Source organism: Photobacterium atrarenae, assembly GCF_024380015.1.
Classification (GTDB): Bacteria; Pseudomonadota; Gammaproteobacteria; order Enterobacterales; family Vibrionaceae; genus Photobacterium; species Photobacterium atrarenae.
Genome location: NZ_CP101508.1, coordinates 3,054,943 through 3,074,450 on the forward strand (window position 1 = coordinate 3,054,943; position 19,508 = coordinate 3,074,450).

Annotated in this window: 18 protein-coding genes; 9 read left to right on the forward strand and 9 right to left on the reverse strand. The window is 57.5% G+C overall.

Features of this window, described 5'->3' with window-relative positions; genetic code table 11:
• Positions 1-59 precede the first annotated feature (59 nt).
• A complete protein-coding gene (locus NNL38_RS14130; protein WP_255388650.1) occupies positions 60-1,436 on the reverse strand; it encodes a PhoH family protein in 1,377 nt (458 codons plus the stop codon).
• Positions 1,437-1,742: 306 nt separating this feature from the next.
• On the opposite strand from NNL38_RS14130, the gene rapA reads away from it, so the two are divergent.
• From rapA to NNL38_RS14145, 3 genes are all read left to right on the forward strand, one after another.
• A complete protein-coding gene (rapA, locus tag NNL38_RS14135; protein WP_255388651.1) occupies positions 1,743-4,661 on the forward strand; it encodes an RNA polymerase-associated protein RapA in 2,919 nt (972 codons plus the stop codon).
• A 142-nt stretch (positions 4,662-4,803) separates the two neighbouring features.
• Positions 4,804-5,520, forward strand: a complete 717-nt coding sequence (rluA, locus tag NNL38_RS14140) for a bifunctional tRNA pseudouridine(32) synthase/23S rRNA pseudouridine(746) synthase RluA (protein WP_255388652.1) — start codon at positions 4,804-4,806, stop codon at positions 5,518-5,520.
• Positions 5,521-5,596: 76 nt separating this feature from the next.
• Positions 5,597-6,550, forward strand: a complete 954-nt coding sequence (locus NNL38_RS14145) for a D-2-hydroxyacid dehydrogenase (RefSeq protein WP_255388653.1) — start codon at positions 5,597-5,599, stop codon at positions 6,548-6,550.
• Positions 6,551-6,652: 102 nt separating this feature from the next.
• On the opposite strand, the gene djlA is transcribed toward NNL38_RS14145, so the two are convergent.
• Positions 6,653-7,498, reverse strand: a complete 846-nt coding sequence (gene djlA / locus NNL38_RS14150; protein ID WP_255388654.1) for a co-chaperone DjlA — start codon at positions 7,496-7,498, stop codon at positions 6,653-6,655.
• 190 nt (positions 7,499-7,688) lie between these two features.
• On the opposite strand from djlA, the gene lptD reads away from it, so the two are divergent.
• From lptD to apaH, 6 genes are all read left to right on the forward strand, one after another.
• Positions 7,689-10,049, forward strand: coding sequence for an LPS assembly protein LptD (lptD, locus tag NNL38_RS14155; protein ID WP_255388655.1), 2,361 nt, complete (start codon positions 7,689-7,691; stop codon positions 10,047-10,049).
• A gap of 68 nt (positions 10,050-10,117) precedes the next feature.
• Entirely contained in the window at positions 10,118-11,422 is a 1,305-nt protein-coding gene (gene surA / locus NNL38_RS14160; RefSeq protein ID WP_255388656.1) for a peptidylprolyl isomerase SurA, read from the forward strand.
• Positions 11,409-12,401: a 4-hydroxythreonine-4-phosphate dehydrogenase PdxA gene (gene pdxA / locus NNL38_RS14165; protein ID WP_255388657.1), complete on the forward strand. Its 993-nt coding sequence runs from the start codon at positions 11,409-11,411 to the stop codon at positions 12,399-12,401. Before surA ends, pdxA begins: the two co-directional genes overlap by 14 nt.
• Positions 12,398-13,213 carry a 16S rRNA (adenine(1518)-N(6)/adenine(1519)-N(6))-dimethyltransferase RsmA gene (rsmA, locus tag NNL38_RS14170; protein WP_255388658.1) on the forward strand — a complete coding sequence of 272 codons (816 nt, stop codon included), beginning with the start codon at positions 12,398-12,400 and terminating at the stop codon, positions 13,211-13,213. The genes pdxA and rsmA overlap by 4 nt, the downstream gene beginning before the upstream one ends.
• Positions 13,214-13,274: 61 nt before the next feature.
• On the forward strand, positions 13,275-13,658 hold the full coding sequence (apaG, locus tag NNL38_RS14175) for a Co2+/Mg2+ efflux facilitator ApaG/CorD (protein ID WP_255388659.1): 384 nt from the start codon (positions 13,275-13,277) through the stop codon (positions 13,656-13,658).
• Between the two features lie 8 nt (positions 13,659-13,666).
• A complete protein-coding gene (gene apaH / locus NNL38_RS14180) occupies positions 13,667-14,485 on the forward strand; it encodes a bis(5'-nucleosyl)-tetraphosphatase (symmetrical) ApaH (protein ID WP_255388660.1) in 819 nt (272 codons plus the stop codon).
• Between the two features lie 91 nt (positions 14,486-14,576).
• Here apaH and folA read toward each other — a convergent pair whose 3' ends face one another.
• The 7 genes from folA to rplU form a co-directional block, all read right to left on the reverse strand.
• A complete protein-coding gene (gene folA / locus NNL38_RS14185; protein WP_255388661.1) occupies positions 14,577-15,068 on the reverse strand; it encodes a type 3 dihydrofolate reductase in 492 nt (163 codons plus the stop codon).
• 18 nt (positions 15,069-15,086) lie between these two features.
• Positions 15,087-15,560 (reverse strand): threonine/serine exporter family protein, encoded by a 474-nt coding sequence (locus NNL38_RS14190; protein WP_255388662.1) that lies wholly within the window; start codon positions 15,558-15,560, stop codon positions 15,087-15,089.
• Positions 15,557-16,351 (reverse strand): threonine/serine exporter family protein, encoded by a 795-nt coding sequence (locus tag NNL38_RS14195; RefSeq protein WP_255388663.1) that lies wholly within the window; start codon positions 16,349-16,351, stop codon positions 15,557-15,559. Before NNL38_RS14195 ends, NNL38_RS14190 begins: the two co-directional genes overlap by 4 nt.
• A gap of 126 nt (positions 16,352-16,477) precedes the next feature.
• Positions 16,478-17,647 carry an Obg family GTPase CgtA gene (gene cgtA, locus NNL38_RS14200; protein WP_255388664.1) on the reverse strand — a complete coding sequence of 390 codons (1,170 nt, stop codon included), beginning with the start codon at positions 17,645-17,647 and terminating at the stop codon, positions 16,478-16,480.
• 87 nt (positions 17,648-17,734) lie between these two features.
• Positions 17,735-18,661 carry a DMT family transporter gene (locus NNL38_RS14205; protein WP_255388665.1) on the reverse strand — a complete coding sequence of 309 codons (927 nt, stop codon included), beginning with the start codon at positions 18,659-18,661 and terminating at the stop codon, positions 17,735-17,737.
• 65 nt (positions 18,662-18,726) lie between these two features.
• A complete protein-coding gene (gene rpmA / locus NNL38_RS14210) occupies positions 18,727-18,984 on the reverse strand; it encodes a 50S ribosomal protein L27 (RefSeq protein WP_007467532.1) in 258 nt (85 codons plus the stop codon).
• A gap of 18 nt (positions 18,985-19,002) precedes the next feature.
• Positions 19,003-19,314, reverse strand: a complete 312-nt coding sequence (gene rplU, locus NNL38_RS14215) for a 50S ribosomal protein L21 (protein ID WP_255388666.1) — start codon at positions 19,312-19,314, stop codon at positions 19,003-19,005.
• Between the last annotated feature and the right edge of the window lie 194 nt (positions 19,315-19,508).

Genomic DNA, 19,508 nt, shown 5'->3' on the forward strand with positions numbered 1-19,508 from the left:
TTTCCCCTTGCTCCTTTAAGTTTCAATTCAGTGAATGGAAGATCGGCCAGTGGCCGGAATTACAGGTTCTCTTCGGCAAATTCGGCCAGACGGCTGCGAACCACGCCGTTCAGGTACACGTTGGCACTTCCCTCGAAATTTTTAAATCGCTCGACGATATACGTCAGGCCCGAGGTCACAGGTGATAAGTAGGTGGAGTCAATCTGCGCCAGGTTCCCGGAGCAGATAATTTTGGTGCCTTCCCCGCAACGGGTGATGATGGTTTTGATTTGCGAGGCGGTTAAGTTCTGACACTCATCCAACAAGACGAAGGCATTCTGGATCGAGCGTCCGCGCATGAAGTTAATCGATTTAAACTGAATGTTGGCTTTGTCGTAGATATATTTCATTGAGCCGTCAGTACACACGTCGTTTTTGTGCAAGGCTTCCATGGTGTCGGTCACGGCCGCCAGCCACGGCATCATTTTCTCTTCTTCAGTCCCCGGCAGATAACCAATCGACTCGGCAATCTCCGGCGTGTTGCGGGTCACGATAATTTTATCGTACATCCCTTTCTCGATGACCTGCTCCAGCGCTGCGGCCATCGCCAGAATGGTTTTCCCGCAGCCCGCCGGGCCGGTCAGGATCACCAGATCGATATTCGGATCCATCAGGGCATCCAGCGCCATCCCCTGGTAGATATTTTTCGGGTGGATCCCCCAGGCCTGACGGTGCATCAGCCGCTCCTGGCCGATATCTTTGACCACCACATCCTTGCCGTCGACCGCCTGGACCCGGGCGGCAAAGTCCGTACCCTCGTCATACAGGTACTGGTTCACAAACGGGGTTTCGAACAGCTCCGCCGGCAGGGTGTGCAGGGTGGACCGACCTTCGGCTTTGGACTGGCACTCTCCGACCCGCTCCCAGAAGTTGCCCGGGAACTGATAGAATCCCTTGGTCAGCAGCCGGACATCATCGATCAGCTGATCCGAACGATAATCATCCACATGGTACACCCCGGCCCCCTTAGCCCGTAGTCGCATGTTGATATCTTTGGTGATCAGCACCACCTGCCGCGGCGCGTAGTCGGCCTGGAGAAACAGTACCCCGTTGAGGATCCGGTTGTCCCCGGCCTTGTCGGCAAAGGCGTGGACGGTTTCAGTCACCTCATAGTCCGCAAAAATGGCAATCGTCCCGCTACCCTCGCCATCTTTACTCAGCGGGATCCCGGCGGAAATTTCTTCCGGGGTGGCATCGTGAAAGATGTCTTCCAACGTCCGAATGGCAATCCGGGCATCCCGGGAAACGTCACGCTTGGTATCCTTGATTCGGTCCAGCTCTTCCAGCACGGTCATGGGAATGACCACATCATGCTCTTGGAATGAATATACGGCGAGGGGTTCATGCAGCAGAATATTCGTATCGAGTACAAACACTTTCCGATCAGTGTCGTCCATAGATACCTCCTTGGTAACAGTATGACGGCAACTGGTGCCGCTCTTTTTAGCGTATGCCAGCGGTGTTTCTCTTTTCTATTTATGACCGGATTTAATGAAAAAATTGTGACAAGAGACCCGAAAACGTCACAGAGCGAATCTGTTCACTTTCACCGTGACCTTGCTCACAGCATGCAGTACCATTACTCCCCTTTCATGACCGGTGCAGAATCTGGCTTACACTTATATTTCAGTGTAGCGCAATAATCGAAGAGCACCGGCTTAGCAATCTCCTTAATATCAAATAATTAGAAGGTTTTAACCACTATGCCATTTGCTTTGGGTCAACGTTGGATCAGCGATACTGAAAGTGATCTGGGACTCGGAACGGTCGTCGCCATGGATGCCCGCACCGTCACCCTGATGTTCTCTGCAACTGAAGAAAACCGCTTGTATGCACGCAACGATGCCCCCGTGACCCGGGTGATGTTTAATGTCGGGGATGTGATCGAAAGCCACGACGGCTGGTCGCTACAGGTTGAGCAGGTGGATGAAACCAATGGCGTGTTCACCTATATCGGCACCCGCACCGACACTGGTGAAGAAAACGTCCCGCTGCGCGAGATTTTCCTCTGCAATCAGATCCGCATCAACAAACCGCAAGACAAGCTGTTTGCCGGTCAGATTGACCGCATGGACCGCTTTGCCCTGCGCTACCGGGCGCTGCAAAACCAGTATCAGCAGCACAAGAGTCCGCTGCGTGGCCTGTGCGGGATGCGTGCCGGCCTGATCCCGCACCAGCTGCACATCGCCCATGAAGTTGGCCGTCGTTATGCCCCGCGGGTACTGCTGGCCGATGAAGTGGGCCTGGGTAAAACCATCGAAGCCGGGATGATTATCCACCAGCAGGTACTATCCGGCCGTGCCGAGCGGATCCTGATCCTGGTGCCGGAAACCCTGCAGCACCAGTGGCTGGTCGAAATGATGCGCCGCTTCAATTTGCACTTCTCCATTTTTGACGAAGAGCGCTGCGTCGAGGCCTTTGCCGATTCCGCCAACCCATTTGATACCGCCCAGTATGTCCTGTGCTCGCTCGACTTCCTGCGCAAGAGCCGCCGCCGCTTCGAGCAGGCGCTGGAAGCGGACTGGGACCTACTGGTGGTCGATGAAGCCCACCACCTGGAATGGAGCGAAGACAACCCGAGCCGCCAGTACCAGGTGGTCGAAGCCCTGGCTGAGAAAAGCCCCGGCGTGCTGCTGCTGACCGCAACCCCGGAGCAGCTGGGCCACCAGAGCCACTTTGCCCGCCTGCGTCTGCTCGATCCGGACCGCTTCTACGATTACGACGCCTTTGTCGAGGAAGAGCGCCAGTATGCCCCGGTAGCCGACGCAGTGTCCCGCCTGCTGTCCGGCGACAAGCTCGATGATGCGGCCAAGCGCAGCCTGACCGAGCTGCTGCCGGAGCAGGACATCGAGCCGCTGCTGCAGACCATTGAAGCCGATGCCGTCGACCCGGCGCAACAGGCCAGCGTGCGTCAGGAGCTGATCGATAACCTGATGGACCGCCACGGCACCGGCCGGGTACTGTTCCGCAATACCCGCGCCGCGGTCAAAGGCTTCCCGCAACGCCACCTCAACCTGTACCCGCTTGCGCTGCCGACCCAGTACCAGACCGCCATGCGCGTCGCCGGGATGATGGCCGGCAGCATGTCACCGGAGCAAAAAGCGGCCAAGTTGCTGTACCCGGAAGATATTTACCAGGAGTTTGAAGGCGAGTCCGCAACCTGGTGGAACTTCGATCCGCGGGTCAACTGGTTGCTGGAGATGCTCAAGGCCAACCGCAACGAGAAGGTGCTGGTGATTTGCTCCCGCGCCCAGACCGCATTGACCCTGGAGCAGGCGCTGCGTGAGCGCGAAGGGATCCGGGCCACGGTGTTCCACGAAGGTATGTCGATCATCGAGCGCGACAAAGCGGCCGCCTACTTCGGCCAGGAAGAGGACGGCGCCCAGGTGCTGCTGTGTTCTGAAATCGGCTCGGAAGGACGCAACTTCCAGTTTGCCAACCAGCTGGTGATGTTCGATCTGCCGGACAACCCGGATCTGTTGGAGCAGCGTATCGGCCGTCTCGACCGCATCGGTCAGAAGCGCGATATCGAAATTCATGTTCCGCACCTGGAAGGCACCTCGCAGGCCCTGCTGGCCCACTGGTACAACGAAGGCCTCAATGCCTTCGAGGAAACCTGCCCGACCGGCCGCGCCATCTATGATGCCGTCAGCAATGATCTCATCGAACTGCTGGCCAGCGACAAGCCGGAAGGCGAAGCCCTGGAGGCCCTGATTGAGAAAAGTGCCGCCATGCACCAAGAGCTCAAAGCCAAACTGGAGCAGGGCCGCGATCGCCTGCTGGAAATCCACTCCAACGGCGGTGTGGCAGCCCAGGCGCTGGCGGATGAGATTGCCGCCAAAGACGGCGATACCAACCTGGTGACCTTTGCGCTGGGCCTGTTTGATACCATCGGCCTCAACCAGGACGACAAGGGCGAGAACGCGATTGTGGTCACGCCATCGGAGCACATGATGGTGGCCAGTTATCCGGGCCTGCCGTATGACGGCTGTACCATCACCTTTGATCGCGACACCGCGCTGGCCCGCGAAGACATGCACTTCATCAGCTGGGAGCACCCGATGATCCAGGGCGGGATCGATCTGCTGCTGGCGGAAGGCGTCGGCACCACCGCCGTCTCGCTGCTGAAGAACAAAGCGCTACCGGTCGGTACCCTGCTGCTGGAGCTGGTCTACGTGGTCGATGCCCAGGCACCGAAGCAATCGGGGATCACTCGCTTCCTGCCGCACACGCCGATCCGCATCCTGCTGGATGCCAAGGGCAACAACCTGTCGGCCAATGTGGAGTTCGAAGGCTTCAACCGCCAGCTCAGCCCGGTCAACCGCCACCTCGGCAGCAAACTGGTCAACTCGGTGCAAAAAGACATTCACGTGTTGATTGAACACGCCGAGAAAGCGGTCGCCTCCGAGCTGGACACGGTCCGTGACCAGGCCCAGCACGAGATGGAAACCACCCTGCGCGCCGAACTCGACCGCCTACAGGCGTTGAAAGCGGTCAACCCGAATATCCGTGATGACGAGCTGGCATTGATCGAAACTCAGATCGAGGCGCTGACCGGCTACATCGCCAAGGCCCAGATCCAGCTCGACTCGCTGCGCCTGATTGTGGTCAGCCACGGCTAATCACCCGTACAATGAAAATCCAAACCGCCTGCTCACTCGTGACAGGCGGTTTTTCTTTTCACCCACTCCGCCCATACAGACCAAACACCTTGATGTGCTATCATCTCCGGCCTGATGTACCACCAACCCGACGATACCGCCGATGAAACCACTGCCGATACTGGACTACAACCCGCCGACCGATCCCTGGCTCGATGTGCGCTATCAAGATCAGGACATCATTGTCCTCAACAAGCCTTCCGGCCTGTTGTCGACCCCAGGTCGGGATCCGCGCCATCACGACAGTGTCTATGCCCGGGTGATGGCAACCTATTCCGGGGCGTTTCTGGTCCACCGGCTCGATATGGCCACATCTGGTTTGATCCTGCTGGCGCTGACCAAAGCGGCCGAACGCCAACTCCATCACCAGTTCCGCGAGCGCGAAACGGAAAAAGTCTACTATGCCCGGGTCTGGGGCACCCTCGAGCACGATGAAGGTACCGTCGAGCTGCCGCTGATCTGCGACTGGCCCAATCGCCCGCGGCAGAAAGTCTGCTTTGAAACCGGCAAACCCTCCGTCACCCGCTACCAGGTCCTGGTCCGGGAAGAAGGCACTACCCTGGTCCGCCTGCGCCCGGTCACCGGTCGCTCGCACCAGCTTCGGGTTCACATGCAGGCCCTCGGCCACCCGATCCTCGGCGATGGTTTTTACGCCCATGAGCAGGCACAGGCTCTGGCGCCGCGGTTACAACTTCATGCCGCTGAGCTGACTTTCCGCCATCCGATCAGCGGCCAGCCGATGCACCAGTTTGCCCCGTGCGACTTCTATCCGGACGCCCCAACCTGTACCTTGCCCTATCCTGTCGGCTCCGGGGCATAAATCACGACCCGGGCTTGAGCTCAGCGCCTGAGTTAGTGTTAACTATCAACACCATTTCTCAACGTCAGCTCAGCCCATGGAACAGATTGTCTTTCTCGACCGGGATACCATTCCCGGCCACATATGCCTGCCCGAGCCGCAGTTCGCGCACCAGTGGCAGGCCTACCCGGCCACCGCGCCGGACCAGGTGCTGCCGCGCCTGCAAGACGCCACCATAGCAATCACCAATAAGGTGGTGCTCGATGCCGATACCCTGCGCCGATTACCGCAGCTCAAGATGATCGCCATTGCCGCCACCGGCACCAACAACGTCGATCTCGACTACTGCCGGGCCCACGGGATTGTGGTCAGCAATATTCGCGGTTATGCCACCGACTCGGTCCCGGAGCATGTCGTTGCCATGATGTTTGCCCTGCGCCGCAACCTGATGGGCTATCACCAGGATATTGAACGGGGGGTATGGCAGGACAAAGGGCAATTTTGTTTCTTCACCCATCCGATTGGTGATATTCGTGGCGCGACCCTGGGGATCATCGGCAGCGGCAGCCTGGGCCAGGCGGTGGCCAACCTGGGTCGGGCGCTGGGCATGACGGTGCTGCTGGCCGAGCGCAAAGGTCGGCCGGATTGTCGTGACGGCTATACACCGTTTGAGGATGTGCTCACCCGAGGCGATGTGCTGACGCTGCACTGCCCGCTCAGTGACGAGACCCGCAACCTGATCGGCCCGGATGAGCTGGCGGCTATGAAATCGAGCGCGATTTTGATCAACACCGGCCGCGGCGGTCTGGTCGATGAAAGCGCTTTAGTGGACGCTTTAACCCAGGGATCGATTGCCGGGGCCGGAGTCGATGTGTTTACCGAGGAGCCCGCCCCGAGTGACAACCCGCTGCTGCTCCACAGCCACTTGCCCAATCTGCTCCTGAGCCCGCATGTCGCCTGGGGCTCAGACTCGGCCATCCAAACGCTGGCAAACCAGCTGATTGACAACCTCAACGGCTTTGTCGCCGGCCAGCCGCAAAATCAGCTGTAAAACCGTTCAAAAAACGGCCGGTGAACCGCAGGGCCGTTTTGATTGGGGTTTGTTGTGACCAACGCGCGATGAACTAGGCTTGGTCCTGAGCGCCCTGGACACTCACTTGAACCCTTTTTCTTTGCGGATCAGATCGTAAGCTGCTTGCAGCTCCTGGGTTTTTTGCTTCGCCAGCTCCATCATCTCCGGCGGCAGCCCCTTGGCCGCCAGCTTGTCCGGGTGATGCTCATTCATCTGCTTGCGATACGCCCGCTTGAGCTCCTGGGCCGAGGCCGACTCAGACACGCCCAGTAGTTCATAGGCATCGGCCAGCTGATCCCGGGTCGGCGCTTGGCGGAAGCCGCCCTGCTGCTGGGACTGCTGGTTGAAACCGCCCTGCTGGAAACGAAACGCAGCTTCCTGCATATGCAGCCGCTGCTCCAGTTGCTGGGCCGAAAAGCCCAGGCCGCGTGCAATCACGTGCAACAATTCACGTTCGCGCGGATGCAGGCTACCGTCAGCAAAGGCGGCCTGGATCTGCAGCTCGAGAAAGAACTGCAATAAATCTGCCCGGCCGGCGCAGCTCATCCGCACCTTAGTCAGGATCTCTCCCAGCGGAAAGTCTTCCTCTTTCCCTTCCCGGAACGCATTCTGCGCCTGGTGACGCGACTCACCGTGCAGCCCCATCCGATCCATAATGGCACTGGCGACCCGGATCTCATCCTGAGTCACCCGCCCTTTGGATTTGGCCAGGTGCCCCATCACCGCAAAGCCGGCGTAGAAAAATTCGGCCTGGCGCTCGGCGCTGTTGGCGCGGCCGGCACTGAAACCGCCAAAACCCCTGCCAGAATAAATATTTGTCCGCGCTTTATCGAACTTATGGCCGAGAAAGAGGCCTAACAGTAACCCGAACGGTCCACCAAGGAGGAAACCAAAAAATGCGCCTAAAATCTTGCCCCAAACCTGCATTCTCTACTCTCTGGTAATTTGCTAAATTTAGAAATATTTCTTCGACTTTTACCCGGCCTTCGCAACGCCAAGAGATGCTGTCGGGCTGAATTTGCATTATGATAGCTGGCATTTATCGGGAATGCTTGCAAAAAGCGCCAACAATCCGATTTCAAACGCGCTATAGATGAATACAGGAACGTGTAATTAGATGTCATTAACTTCCCGCAGCTTACTGGCCACCATGATCAGCCTTGCGCTCTATGGTCCGGCCATGGCTTCCGAGACCCCTGCCCTGAGCGAAGATGTCAATGACGAGTCTGCGGCTGTCAATGACACAACCGATCATCTGGAGATAGTCCGGGGGACCTGTGTCGCGCCTCAGGATAAACCGGCTGATCCGAATAACGAGCCGATTACCGTCAGTGCCGATACCGCAGAAGCACAGCCGAACCGCAAAGTCACCTATTCCGGGGATGTGGTGCTGCAACAAGGACACCGTACCGTTGCTGCGGATTCGGCAACCCTGCACCAGCCGGAGAATGTAGTCACCGCAGAAGGCAACGTTTACTTCCATGACGGCTCGATTGAAGTCTATGCCGATCGCATCCAGAGCAACCTCGACACCGAGGACTCCGAGATGAACAACGCCGTCTATAACATGACCTGTGAAGCCGGCCGGGGTGAAGCCGAGCGGGTCACCAAAAACGGCATTTCTTACTACCGGCTGAAAAACGGCACCTATACCACTTGTCCGCCGGGGGACAAGAGCTGGCAGTTCACGGCGACCAGCATTGAGCGCGAGGCCGACTCTCCGTTTGCCGATCTCTACAACGCCCGCTTTGAGGTCGCCGATGTCCCGGTGTTTTACATGCCGTACCTGCGGGTGCCTGTCGGGGATGAACGCCTGACCGGTTTCCTGTATCCATCCGTCAGCTATGGCTCCCGGGACGGGTTTGAGCTCGAAACACCGTTTTACTGGAACATCGCGCCCAACTACGACATGACCATCACCCCCAAGTACATGAGCAACCGCGGCTTGCAGCTCAATACCGAGTTCCGCTACCTGACCGAAGCGGGTAGCGGCCGGTTGCGCGGGGAGTACCTGGGGGATGATCAGGAGTCGCCCGACGGCGATCCGCGCTGGGGCTATAACTGGTCCCACAACGGCATGTACGATAAACACTGGCTGTTTGAAGTCGACTACAGCAAGGTCAGTGACGTGAACTACTTTGCCGATATCGATTCCAACATCGGGGAGCGGGAAGACAACAACCTGCTCCAAACCGGGGAAGTCTCCTACCGGGACCGCTACTGGGATTCGACGCTTCGGGTGCGGAACTTCCAGCCGCTGACGCCGGGGGTATCATCGAACTACAAGCTGCTACCGCAGCTGGCGTTCAACTACTACCGCCCGGATATGCCGTACGGTCTTGATTTTAAACTGCACAGCCATATCAGCCGGTTTGAAAATGACGCCGATGATAAGCCTTCTGCCGACCGGGTTCACCTCGAGCCGACACTGACCTTACCGTACGCAACCCCGTGGTGGTCGCTCACCTCCGAGGCAAAACTGATGTATACCTATTACAATCAGGAATTTAATGCCAATGTAGACGAGCTGGCCTCGCTTGAAGAGAACGCATCGCGAACCGTGCCGAGCGGCCGGATCCACAGCGGGCTGTACTTCGAGCGTGATACCCTGTTATGGGGAGAAGACTACACCCAGAGCCTGGAGCCGCAGGTTCAGTACCTGTATGTCAAAGATGTCGAGCAGCAAGATATCTACTCGGGCTATGACACCACCTTGCTGCAGACCGATTACTACGGCCTGTTCCGCGATCGCCGCTACTCCAGCGTTGATCGGATCGCCGCTGCCAACCAATTTACGGTCGGTGCGACCACCCGCTTCTTTGACAGCGAGTTTATCGAGCGCTTCAACCTGTCGTTCGGCCAGATTTTCTACCTCAACGACTCGGGCCGGAATCTGGACGAAGACGGTGAATCCTCGCCGAACTATTCAGCGTCGGCATTCGAGTCGGACTTCAATTATGAGGACTGGCTGTTCTTCCACGGCAGTCTGCAATATGACGCCAGCGAAGATGTCATGCAGTTTGCCAACGCCGCGGTGGAATACCGCCAGGATGATGTCTTCAGCCAAGTGAACTACCGCTATGTATCGAAAGACTACATCCAGCAGAGCCTGCCGGATAACGATCAGATTGATAACTACACCGAAGAAGGGATCTCACAACTGGGCTTTTCAACCGGATTCCCGGTCTACGGCAGCCTGAGCCTGCGCGGGGATTACTACCACGATTTGACCGAGAACCAAATGCTGGAAGGCCAGATCACCCTGAACTACCGCTCAGCCTGCTGGATGATCAGCCTGGGCTACAACGAGTACATGAAGTCGCGCAGCAACGTCAACACGCAATCTGCTGAGTACGAGCAGAACTTCAGTATCTCTTTCAGCCTGATCGGACTGGCCGGGGCAACACCGGCCAGCTTGTCAAGCGCTGACGGCGGCAATGCCATTGCCTATGGCCGTCCTTTCTACCTCAATAACTGATTCAGCCGCCGCGGCATGGCCGCGGCATCACTGAAAAAACGCGCGGATGCGCACAAATGGAAAGATGTATGAAAAAGTGGAAGTCTTCCCTGCTGGGCCTGACCTTATGGAGCCTGGCTGCTGGCAGCTTTGCTGCCCCGCAACAACTCGACAAAGTGGTCACCATCGTCAATGACAGCGTGATCCTGCAAAGTGATGTTGATGCCATGCTGAAAACCGTGCGGATGAACGCCGCCGGTCAGAACCAGCCGCTCCCCTCGGACGATATCCTGGTCGATCAGATCATGGAAAAACTGATCATCGAGACCCTGCAGATCCAGCAGGCCGAGCAGTTCGGGATCCGCATCGATGACAACCGCTTGGATCAGGCGATCAGCCAGCTGGCCGCAGAGCGCCAGATGTCGGTCGCCCAGCTGCGCCAGTACCTGGCCGACAACGGCATCAGCTTTGCCGCTTTTCGCGAGCAGATGCGCCGCGACCTGACCGCCAGCGAAGCCCGCACCATCCAGGTACGCCGCCGGATCAACATCCTGCCGCAGGAAGTTGAGCTACTGGCCGAGCAGCTGAACAAACAAAACCTGCAGGACACCAGCTACAACATCAGCCACATCCAGCTGCGGATCAGCGAGGATGCCAGCGCCGAGGCCCGGGAAGCCGCTCAGCAGCAAGCCCGTGAGCTGGCGCAGCAACTCAAACAGGGCGCCGACTTTGCCAACCTGGCCTACCGTTACTCCAAAGGACCGAAAGCCCTGCAAGGCGGCCAGTGGGGATGGATGCGCAAAGAAGAGATGCCGACGATTTTCGCCGACCAGCTTGGCGCCAGCGGCAAAGGCGCGATCATCGGCCCGTTCCGCAGCGGCGTGGGTTACCATATTCTCAAGGTCAATGACGTCCGGGGACTGGAGACCATCTCGGTGACGGAAATCAATGCCCGTCATATTCTGCTCAAGACCTCGGTGATTCTGAGCGACGAGGGTGCCAAACGTCAGCTAGAGAAAGCGCGACGTGCTATCATGGCCGGAGAGCAAAGTTTTGCTGATGCGGCCCAGGCCCTGAGTGCAGATCCCGGCTCTGCGGCCAACGGCGGTGAGCTGGGCTGGCAGACCCCGGATATTTACGTCCCGGCCTTCAAGGACAAAGTCGAGACCCTGCCGGTCGGCACCATCAGCGAGCCGTTCAAAACCGTACACGGCTGGCATATTGTTGAGGTGCTGGAGCGTCGCGATGTCGACCGCACCGATGCCGCGGTGAAAAACCGCGCCTATCGCATTCTGTTCAGCCGCAAATTTAACGAAGAAGCCCAGGCGTGGCTGCAGGAGCTGCGCGCCGGGGCTTATATCGAAAAGCCGGAAGAAACCAATGACCCAAGTTAAACGCATCGCGATCACGCCCGGCGAGCCTGCCGGGATTGGTCCGGATCTGGTGATCGCCCTGGCCCAGGAAGACTGGCCGCATGAGCTGGTGATTTGTGCAAATGCCCAGCTTATGGTAGAACGTGCGGCCCAGCTGGGACTTCCGCTGGAAATCATGAACTATGATCCGGCACAACCGCCCCGCCCCCACAAGGCAGGAACCCTGGTGGTCGCCGATCATGCCCTGGCGGCCCAGGTCCAGGCCGGGGCGCTGAACGAGCAGAACGGCCACTATGTGTTAGACACCCTGGCCCGGGCAGCCGACGGCAACATCAGCGGCGAGTTCGCCGCCGTGGTCACCGGCCCGGTGCACAAAGGGGTGATCAACCGTGCCGGCGTCTCGTTCAGCGGGCATACGGAATTTTTTGCCCATAAAGCCAACTCCTCCCAGGTGGTGATGATGCTGGCGACCGAAGGGTTGCGTGTGGCTTTAGTGACCACACATATCCCGTTGGCCTATGTCTCCAAAGCCATCACCGAGGAGCGGCTCCAGCAGGTGATCCGGATTTTGCATGACGATCTGGTCAACAAATTCGGCATCGCCGAGCCGAAAATATACGTCTGCGGGCTCAACCCGCATGCCGGCGAAGACGGCTGTCTGGGGATGGAAGAGATCGAAGTAATTTCTCCTGCCCTGGAAAAGCTTCGTCAGGAAGAAGGGATGAATTTGATTGGCCCGTTGCCGGCCGATACCATCTTCCAGGAAAAATATCTTGCCGATGCCGATACGGTGTTGGCGATGTATCACGATCAAGGGCTGCCCGTGCTGAAATTCAAAGGTTTTGGCAAATCGGTCAATATCACGCTCGGCTTGCCCTTTATCAGAACTTCAGTAGATCATGGTACCGCACTGGAACTTGCCGGTACCGGACAGGCGGACACCGGTAGCCTTCGGACAGCGCTATCGCACGCCCTTGAATTGGTAGAAAAACAAACATGAGCAGCGATCAGGTCCATCTCGGCCACCGCGCCCGTAAGCGCTTTGGTCAGAACTTTTTGAACGACCCCTATATCATCGACGGCATTGTCTCGGCCATTAACCCGAGACCGGGCCAGAACCTGGTGGAAATCGGCCCGGGCCTGGGCGCGATCACCGAGCCGGTCGGCAAACAGGTCGATAAATTCTCGGTCATCGAACTGGACCGGGATCTGGCCGAGCGCCTGCGCAACCATCCGGACCTAGGCAGCAAGCTGACCATTTATGAAGGCGATGCCATGCGCTTCGACTTCACCCAACTGATCAAAGAAAACAACAAGCTGCGAATTTTCGGCAACCTGCCATACAATATTTCGACACCGCTGATGTTCCACCTGTTCAGTTTCCATAAGCACGTGCAGGACATGCACTTCATGCTGCAAAAAGAAGTGGTCAACCGCCTGGCTGCCGGGCCGGGCAGCAAAGCCTACGGCCGCCTGACCGTGATGGCGCAGTACTACTGTAAAGTCACCCCGGTACTGGAAGTGCCGCCATCAGCCTTCAAGCCGGCACCGAAAGTCGACTCTGCGGTCGTGCGCCTGATGCCGTATGAAACCCTGCCGCATCCGTGCACCAGCCTGAAATGGCTCGACCGGGTCTGTCGCGAAGGGTTTAACCAGCGTCGTAAGACCATCCGTAACTGCTACAAGTCGCTGATGACGGCCGAGCAATTGGAAGCGCTGGGGATCAACCCGGGCATGCGCCCGGAAAACCTGGCCCTGGAGCAATTTGTTGCGATGGCCAACTGGCTGGATGCCAACCATCAGCCATCCTAACGTGTAACCCGCTTGCCCGGACTACAGGTCCGGGCAACAGCCAACGAAAGGAAGCAAAACTGTGACATCCAAGGCGATCCCGACCATCAAATGCAGAGTGGTCACGCACTACCTCGAAGAGCAATCCGAGCCTGAAAACCAGCGCTATGTGTTCTCTTACACTATCACGATTTGCAACCTGGGGAGCGGTCCGGCTCAGTTGCTCAAGCGCCACTGGCAGATCACCGATGCCAACGGCAAAACCCTGATCGTCGACGGCGAAGGGGTGGTCGGCGAACAGCCGAACATTGCCGCGCATGAAGAGTACACCTATACCAGCGGCACCATTATCGAAACCCCACTCGGGGTGATGCAGGGCCACTACGTTATGGTCAATGAGCAGGGTGAGCACTTTAAAGCCGATATTGCGCCGTTCCGGCTGTCTGTTCCCAACATTCTCCACTGAGGCACGATATGGCGACTTATCTGGTCGGTGACATTCAGGGCTGCTTGGACGATCTGTATGTGCTGCTCGAGCAAGCCAACTTCAATCCACAATACGATGAGCTCTGGCTGACCGGCGATCTGGTCGCCCGTGGCCCGAAATCTCTCGAAACCCTGCGCTTTGTCAAAAGCTTAGGGAAACAAGCCACAGTGGTGCTGGGCAATCACGATCTGCACCTGCTGGCCGCAGCCCACGGGCTGGCCAAAGTCAAAAAGCGCGATCAGGTACAGCCGATCCTCGATGCCCCGGATCGCGACGAGCTGCTGGACTGGCTGCGCCACCAGCCACTGCTGGCCGAACATCCCGAGCACCCGTTTGTGATGGCCCATGCCGGGATCTCCCCGCAATGGGATCTGGCCATCGCCCGCCGCGAGGCCCGTGAGGTGGAGCATTGCCTGCAAAGCCGCGATTTCCTCTGGCTGCTGGAGAATATGTACGGCGACGGCCCGGACTTCTGGCAACCGGAGCTAAGCGGGATTTCGAAATACCGCTATACCATCAATGCCCTGACCCGGATGCGCTTTTGTCACCCGGATGGCCGGCTGGATATGGCCTGCAAGCTATCGCCGGATGATCCGGCCACAGGCGATCTCAAGCCCTGGTTCAGCCTGCCGCGTCAGAAGCCACTGGGCAAGACGGTGATTTTCGGTCACTGGGCCGCCCTGATGGGGCACCAGGATCAACAGGTGGTTGGCCTGGATACCGGTTGCGTCTGGGGCAACAGCATGACCCTGCTGCGTTGGGAGGACAGCGCCCGGTTTGAAACAGCCTGTCCGGCGTATGCCTAACTCTCCCTGATGCTCAATTGCAAAAGGGCTGATCTGGATCTCAGATCAGCCCTTTTTGATAACCGCTCGTTGATTGCAGTGATGAAGGCACTCAAGCCCCGCTTGAGCGCTCCAGGATCACAAACTGCATATCATGGGCATTTTTCTCATCAGCGGCATAGGCTTGCCTGTGCACTTCCTGCCAGCCTTCACCCCAGTCCGGGAAACGGGTATCGCCCGCCACTTCGGTGTCAATAAACGTCAGGTAGAGGCGATTGGCTTGCGCCAGGCACGCCGTATAGATGGTCCCGCCGCCAATGATCATCAGCTCATCGACAGCGCCGGCAGCCGCCTTGGCCGCGGCAATATCGGCCACCACAGTCACCCCGTCGGCCTGAAAATCCGGATTGCGGCTGATCACGATATTATGCCGTCCCGGCAATGGCCGGCCGATCGACTCAAACGTCTTGCGCCCCATGACCACCGGCTTGCCTAGGGTTGCCTGCTTGAACCAGGCAAAGTCGGCAGGCAGGTGCCAGGGCATCGCATTATCCTTGCCAATCACCCGGTCGTGCGCCATCGCGGCGATCATACTGATCTTCATCTTGTTCCCCTCGCAAATCTAGACCACTGGGCGGCGACGATAAAACAATAGGCCCGGCATTGCCAGCCCAATCGCCAGGGCAGCAACAATAAATACGGCCTTGATAACATTCTCCAGCAACAGGGTCCACAGCTCGGGACTGAATCCGCGATGGTTGATCTCCACCAGCGCAATCATCGCCTTGAACGCAAATACCCCGGGTACCATGGGGATCATTGCTGCCACGGTGAATACTTTGGGGTGGGCGAGAAAACGGTGTGACCAGTGCACCCCAATCATCCCCACCAGCGTCGCGGCACCGAGCGTTGCCCATTCAATCGGCACGCCCCAGTGCATCAGGACAAACCGGCTGCCATGGCCCAGCGCACCGCCAATCGCGCAATACTTCAGGGCTTTATGCGGCACATTAAACACCAGGGCAAAACCGACCGCCGGGATCATGGCAAAGAACATATCATTGAGCAGCGCCAGCAAAAACGCCAACATCGTCATGACACCCACCCCCAGACACCGAGGATATTCATTGCCGCGACAATTCCCATACTGGTCGACAGAGTGAGCAGACTCGCCATGACCCAGCGCGCAATCCCCATATCAACATAGCCTTTGACCATATCCGCCACCGCATTGATCAGCGGAAATCCCGGCACCAGCATCAGCACCGAGGACGCCATCGCCAGGAACGGTGCTTCCCCGATCTGCCAGACCACTCCCAGCCCGGAAATCAGGGTTGTGACAAAAGCCGTGATGCCAAAGTTCACCAGCGGATTAAAGTGGCGATGGCCGATTTCCTGGCGCACCGTCATCCCGATCGCCGAGGCGACAAAGGTCAGCCAGAACACCGGCCAGTCCGCACCGGCCAGACGGCTGAACGAGGCACAGGACAGGCCTATCATCCCGACCACCAGCCAGCGGTTATAGCGCAGCGGCTGGATCCGGTTGAGCCGCTGATGGACCTCTTCAATCCCCAGTACCCCGCGCTCGGCCATGATGCACACTCGCTGAATCTCCGTCACCACCTGCATGCTAATCCCGCGATCCTGACAACGCCGGGTGGTGGTAATACAGCGACCATTGCTCAAGGTGGAGATCACCATCGAGCTGGCCGAGAGCGACACCTCGACGCTCTCCACCCCCAGTGCCAGCCCGAGCCGGCGGGTGACATCCGTCACCAGGGTACTTTCAGCCCCGTGTTGCAACAGCCGCTGCCCGGCCAGAACGGCCAGCCGGGAAATTTCCCGCTGCGCCGGCTCTGTTAACATCCGCGGCTCCGTTTCCGCCATTTGTCACTCTCCCTTGTTATCCCAATCTCACAATTATCGGGCTATCCGGATTGTGCTGTGTTGACCAGACACAAAAAAGCCGCTCCCAGGAGCGGCTTTAGCGATCAGAACGACCCTCAGAAACAATTATGGCTTGTAGATAATTTCCACATCATAATCATCTTCGTTCCAGTCATCCCAGTCGTCGTCATCGTCATCTTCGACTTTTTTGACCTGCTCTTCATGGTAATCATCCCACTTGAACGCGACTTTCTTCTCTTCCGTCTCTTCTTCTTCGATGATCTCTGCCGGCATTTTCTCGATCTGAGCCATCAGATCATAGGTCAGCTCTTTGGTCCCCATCCGGTTCAGGGCAGAGATACAGTAGTAATCTCCTTCCCATGCCAGCGCATCCAGGATCTCATCAATTTTAGCCTGCGCTTCTTCTTCCGGCAGCAGATCCACCTTGTTGAACACCAGCCAGCGTGGCTTGTTCGCCAGCTTCTCGCTGTACTGCTCCAGCTCATTGAGGATGGTAAAGGCATTTTCAATCGGATCAGAACCATCGGCCGGCAACAGATCGATCATGTGCAGCAGCACCCGGCAACGCTCCAGGTGTTTCAGGAAGCGGATCCCCAGACCAGCGCCGTCAGCCGCACCCTCGATCAGCCCCGGAATATCGGCCACGACAAAGCTGCGCTCGTTATCGACCCGGACCACACCCAGGCTTGGCACCAGGGTGGTAAACGGGTAATCCGCAACTTTCGGCTTCGCCGCAGAGACCGAGCGAATGAACGTCGACTTACCGGCATTTGGCAGTCCCAGCATCCCGACATCCGCCAGTAGCAGCAGCTCCAGACGCAGCTGGCGGACTTCGCCTTTAGTACCCATGGTTTTCTGGCGCGGCGCACGGTTGACCGAGGACTTAAAGCGGGTATTTCCCAGCCCGTGGAAGCCCCCTTTGGCCACCATGATTTTCATCCCGTGCTGGGTCAGGTCAGCAATCACCTCACCGGTTTCTTCATCCAGCGCCCGGGTCCCGACCGGGACAGACAGCACGCAGTCTTCACCCCTTTTGCCGGTACAGTTGCCGCCGCGACCATTTTCACCACGCTGAGCCGCATGGAATCGTTCAAAGCGGTAGTCAATCAGGGTGTTCAGGTTCTCATCTGCCAGCAGGTACACGTCACCGCCATCACCACCGTCACCGCCATCCGGGCCCCCTTTCGGGACATATTTCTCACGTCGGAAACTGACGGTGCCGTTGCCACCGTCTCCAGCATCAACTTTAATTACCGCTTCATCTACAAACTTCATTCTATTCTCCGCACTATGGCGTTTTCATTCTTTCGACCAGGCATGTCACCAGCCCAATCGCTATTAACCTATTGTAACGGACCTGAGCTAGTTATGCTGCCTGATCAGCCGGTGGCCAATGGCACTGAACATCGCCCCGCAAACCACGACGACAGCTCCCAGGTAACCCAGTGTATTGAGTGGCGTCGCCGCAACAAACTGTGGCCAGAGCCAGCTGGCAAGGTCGACAAACAAAATCGTACACAGGGGGGTTAAGGTGATCACCGCGCTCACTTGCGAAGCCTGCCAGCGAGCCATCGCTTCGGCAAAGGCACCATAGCCCACCAGGGTATTGATACAGCAGAACGCCAGCATCCCCAGTTGCCGGGGATCCATCTGCTGGATCTGCGCCGGTGAAGCCAGTGGCGTCAGCAGGATCGTACAGATCACATAGATCATCAGCAGGATCTGAGGTGAGCTGAACTGCTTCAGCATCACTTTTTGCGCCAGGGCATAAACAACCCAAACCACGGCAGCCATCAGGGCAATCATCACGCCCAGGGTGTAGTCCGACAGGCTGGTGAACAACTCAATCAGCCGGGTGTTAAAAAACAGCCCCAGCCCCAGTACCAGGCAACTGACCCCGATGATTTGGTGCCGGCCCAACTGCTCTTTGAACAGCCAGATACTCGACAGCAGCAACAACAGCGGTGCCAGCTGAATGATCACCCCCACCACGGCCGGGTTAAGATATTCCAGCGCGGTGTTAAACAGGACAAAATTGCTGGCAAGGCCGAGGCTCGCGACCAGTAAAATCAGGCCGCCGGAGACTTTCAATGCGCTGACTTTAGGCAGCTGGCCACGCCACTGAAGCCACGCCCACAGCCCAATCGCTGCCGTCAGGAAACGGTACCAGACAATGGTCTCGGGCGACATCACCTCCACCGCCTGCTTCATCGCAATCGGTAGCGCGCCCCAGAACAGAACCGTGACCAGGGCCAGCAACAGCCCGGCGGTCGGGTGTTGATTCGGCATACCCCTTCCCCATAACAAAAAGCCCCGCCGAAAGGCAGGGCTTTATCATTCTTGTCGAGCCTGAATTATTCAGCTTCGATAGAAACGAATTTACGGTTCTTAGGACCTTTAACTTCGAATTTCACTTTGCCGTCAGACAGAGCGAAAAGCGTGTGGTCTTTACCCAAACCTACGTTGTTACCAGCGTGGAACTTAGTACCACGTTGACGAACGATGATGTTACCTGCCAGTACAGATTCGCCACCGAAACGCTTAACACCTAGGCGTTTGCTTTCTGAATCGCGACCGTTACGAGTAGAACCGCCAGCTTTTTTGTGTGCCATCTTTAAATTCTCCTGTTATTAAGCGCTGATGCCAGTGATTTTGACTTCAGTGAACCACTGACGGTGGCCCGCTTGCTTACGAGAGTGCTTACGACGACGGAACTTAACGATTTTAACTTTATCGCCACGACCGTGAGTAACAACTTCAGCAGTTACTTTACCGCCAGCTACAAAAGGTGCGCCTACAGTAACTTCTTCGCCGTTGGCTACCAGAAGAACTGAATCAAACTCAACGCTAGCACCAGTTTCTGCGTCTAGTTTTTCTAAGCGAATGGTCTGGCCTTCGCTTACACGGTGTTGTTTACCACCACTTTGGAAAACAGCGTACATGTCTTACTCCGCTTTTCCGCATAGGCCATTTGCCGGATGAATTCTTGGCTATGGGTATGCGCTTAATCTTGTCATCAATAGGGCGCGAATGTTACGTGAAAAAGGGACTTGTGGCAACCCATTAAGCAAAGAAAATTGGTGAAAAGCTAGCCAGCGGTGAAAGACCCTGATTTAACTCTCGCCTAAGTTATGAA

Coding starts and splice junctions, on each gene's coding strand:
- surA (WP_255388656.1), top strand. CDS start 10,118: ATGAAAAAGTGGAAGTCTTCCCTGCTGGGCCTGACCTTATGGAGCCTG.
- NNL38_RS14205 (WP_255388665.1), bottom strand. CDS start 18,661: ATGCCGAATCAACACCCGACCGCCGGGCTGTTGCTGGCCCTGGTCACG.
- pdxA (WP_255388657.1), top strand. CDS start 11,409: ATGACCCAAGTTAAACGCATCGCGATCACGCCCGGCGAGCCTGCCGGG.
- NNL38_RS14195 (WP_255388663.1), bottom strand. CDS start 16,351: ATGGCGGAAACGGAGCCGCGGATGTTAACAGAGCCGGCGCAGCGGGAA.
- cgtA (WP_255388664.1), bottom strand. CDS start 17,647: ATGAAGTTTGTAGATGAAGCGGTAATTAAAGTTGATGCTGGAGACGGT.
- lptD (WP_255388655.1), top strand. CDS start 7,689: ATGTCATTAACTTCCCGCAGCTTACTGGCCACCATGATCAGCCTTGCG.
- rluA (WP_255388652.1), top strand. CDS start 4,804: ATGAAACCACTGCCGATACTGGACTACAACCCGCCGACCGATCCCTGG.
- rsmA (WP_255388658.1), top strand. CDS start 12,398: ATGAGCAGCGATCAGGTCCATCTCGGCCACCGCGCCCGTAAGCGCTTT.
- rplU (WP_255388666.1), bottom strand. CDS start 19,314: ATGTACGCTGTTTTCCAAAGTGGTGGTAAACAACACCGTGTAAGCGAA.
- NNL38_RS14130 (WP_255388650.1), bottom strand. CDS start 1,436: ATGGACGACACTGATCGGAAAGTGTTTGTACTCGATACGAATATTCTG.
- apaH (WP_255388660.1), top strand. CDS start 13,667: ATGGCGACTTATCTGGTCGGTGACATTCAGGGCTGCTTGGACGATCTG.
- djlA (WP_255388654.1), bottom strand. CDS start 7,498: ATGCAGGTTTGGGGCAAGATTTTAGGCGCATTTTTTGGTTTCCTCCTT.
- NNL38_RS14145 (WP_255388653.1), top strand. CDS start 5,597: ATGGAACAGATTGTCTTTCTCGACCGGGATACCATTCCCGGCCACATA.
- rpmA (WP_007467532.1), bottom strand. CDS start 18,984: ATGGCACACAAAAAAGCTGGCGGTTCTACTCGTAACGGTCGCGATTCA.
- folA (WP_255388661.1), bottom strand. CDS start 15,068: ATGAAGATCAGTATGATCGCCGCGATGGCGCACGACCGGGTGATTGGC.
- NNL38_RS14190 (WP_255388662.1), bottom strand. CDS start 15,560: ATGACGATGTTGGCGTTTTTGCTGGCGCTGCTCAATGATATGTTCTTT.
- rapA (WP_255388651.1), top strand. CDS start 1,743: ATGCCATTTGCTTTGGGTCAACGTTGGATCAGCGATACTGAAAGTGAT.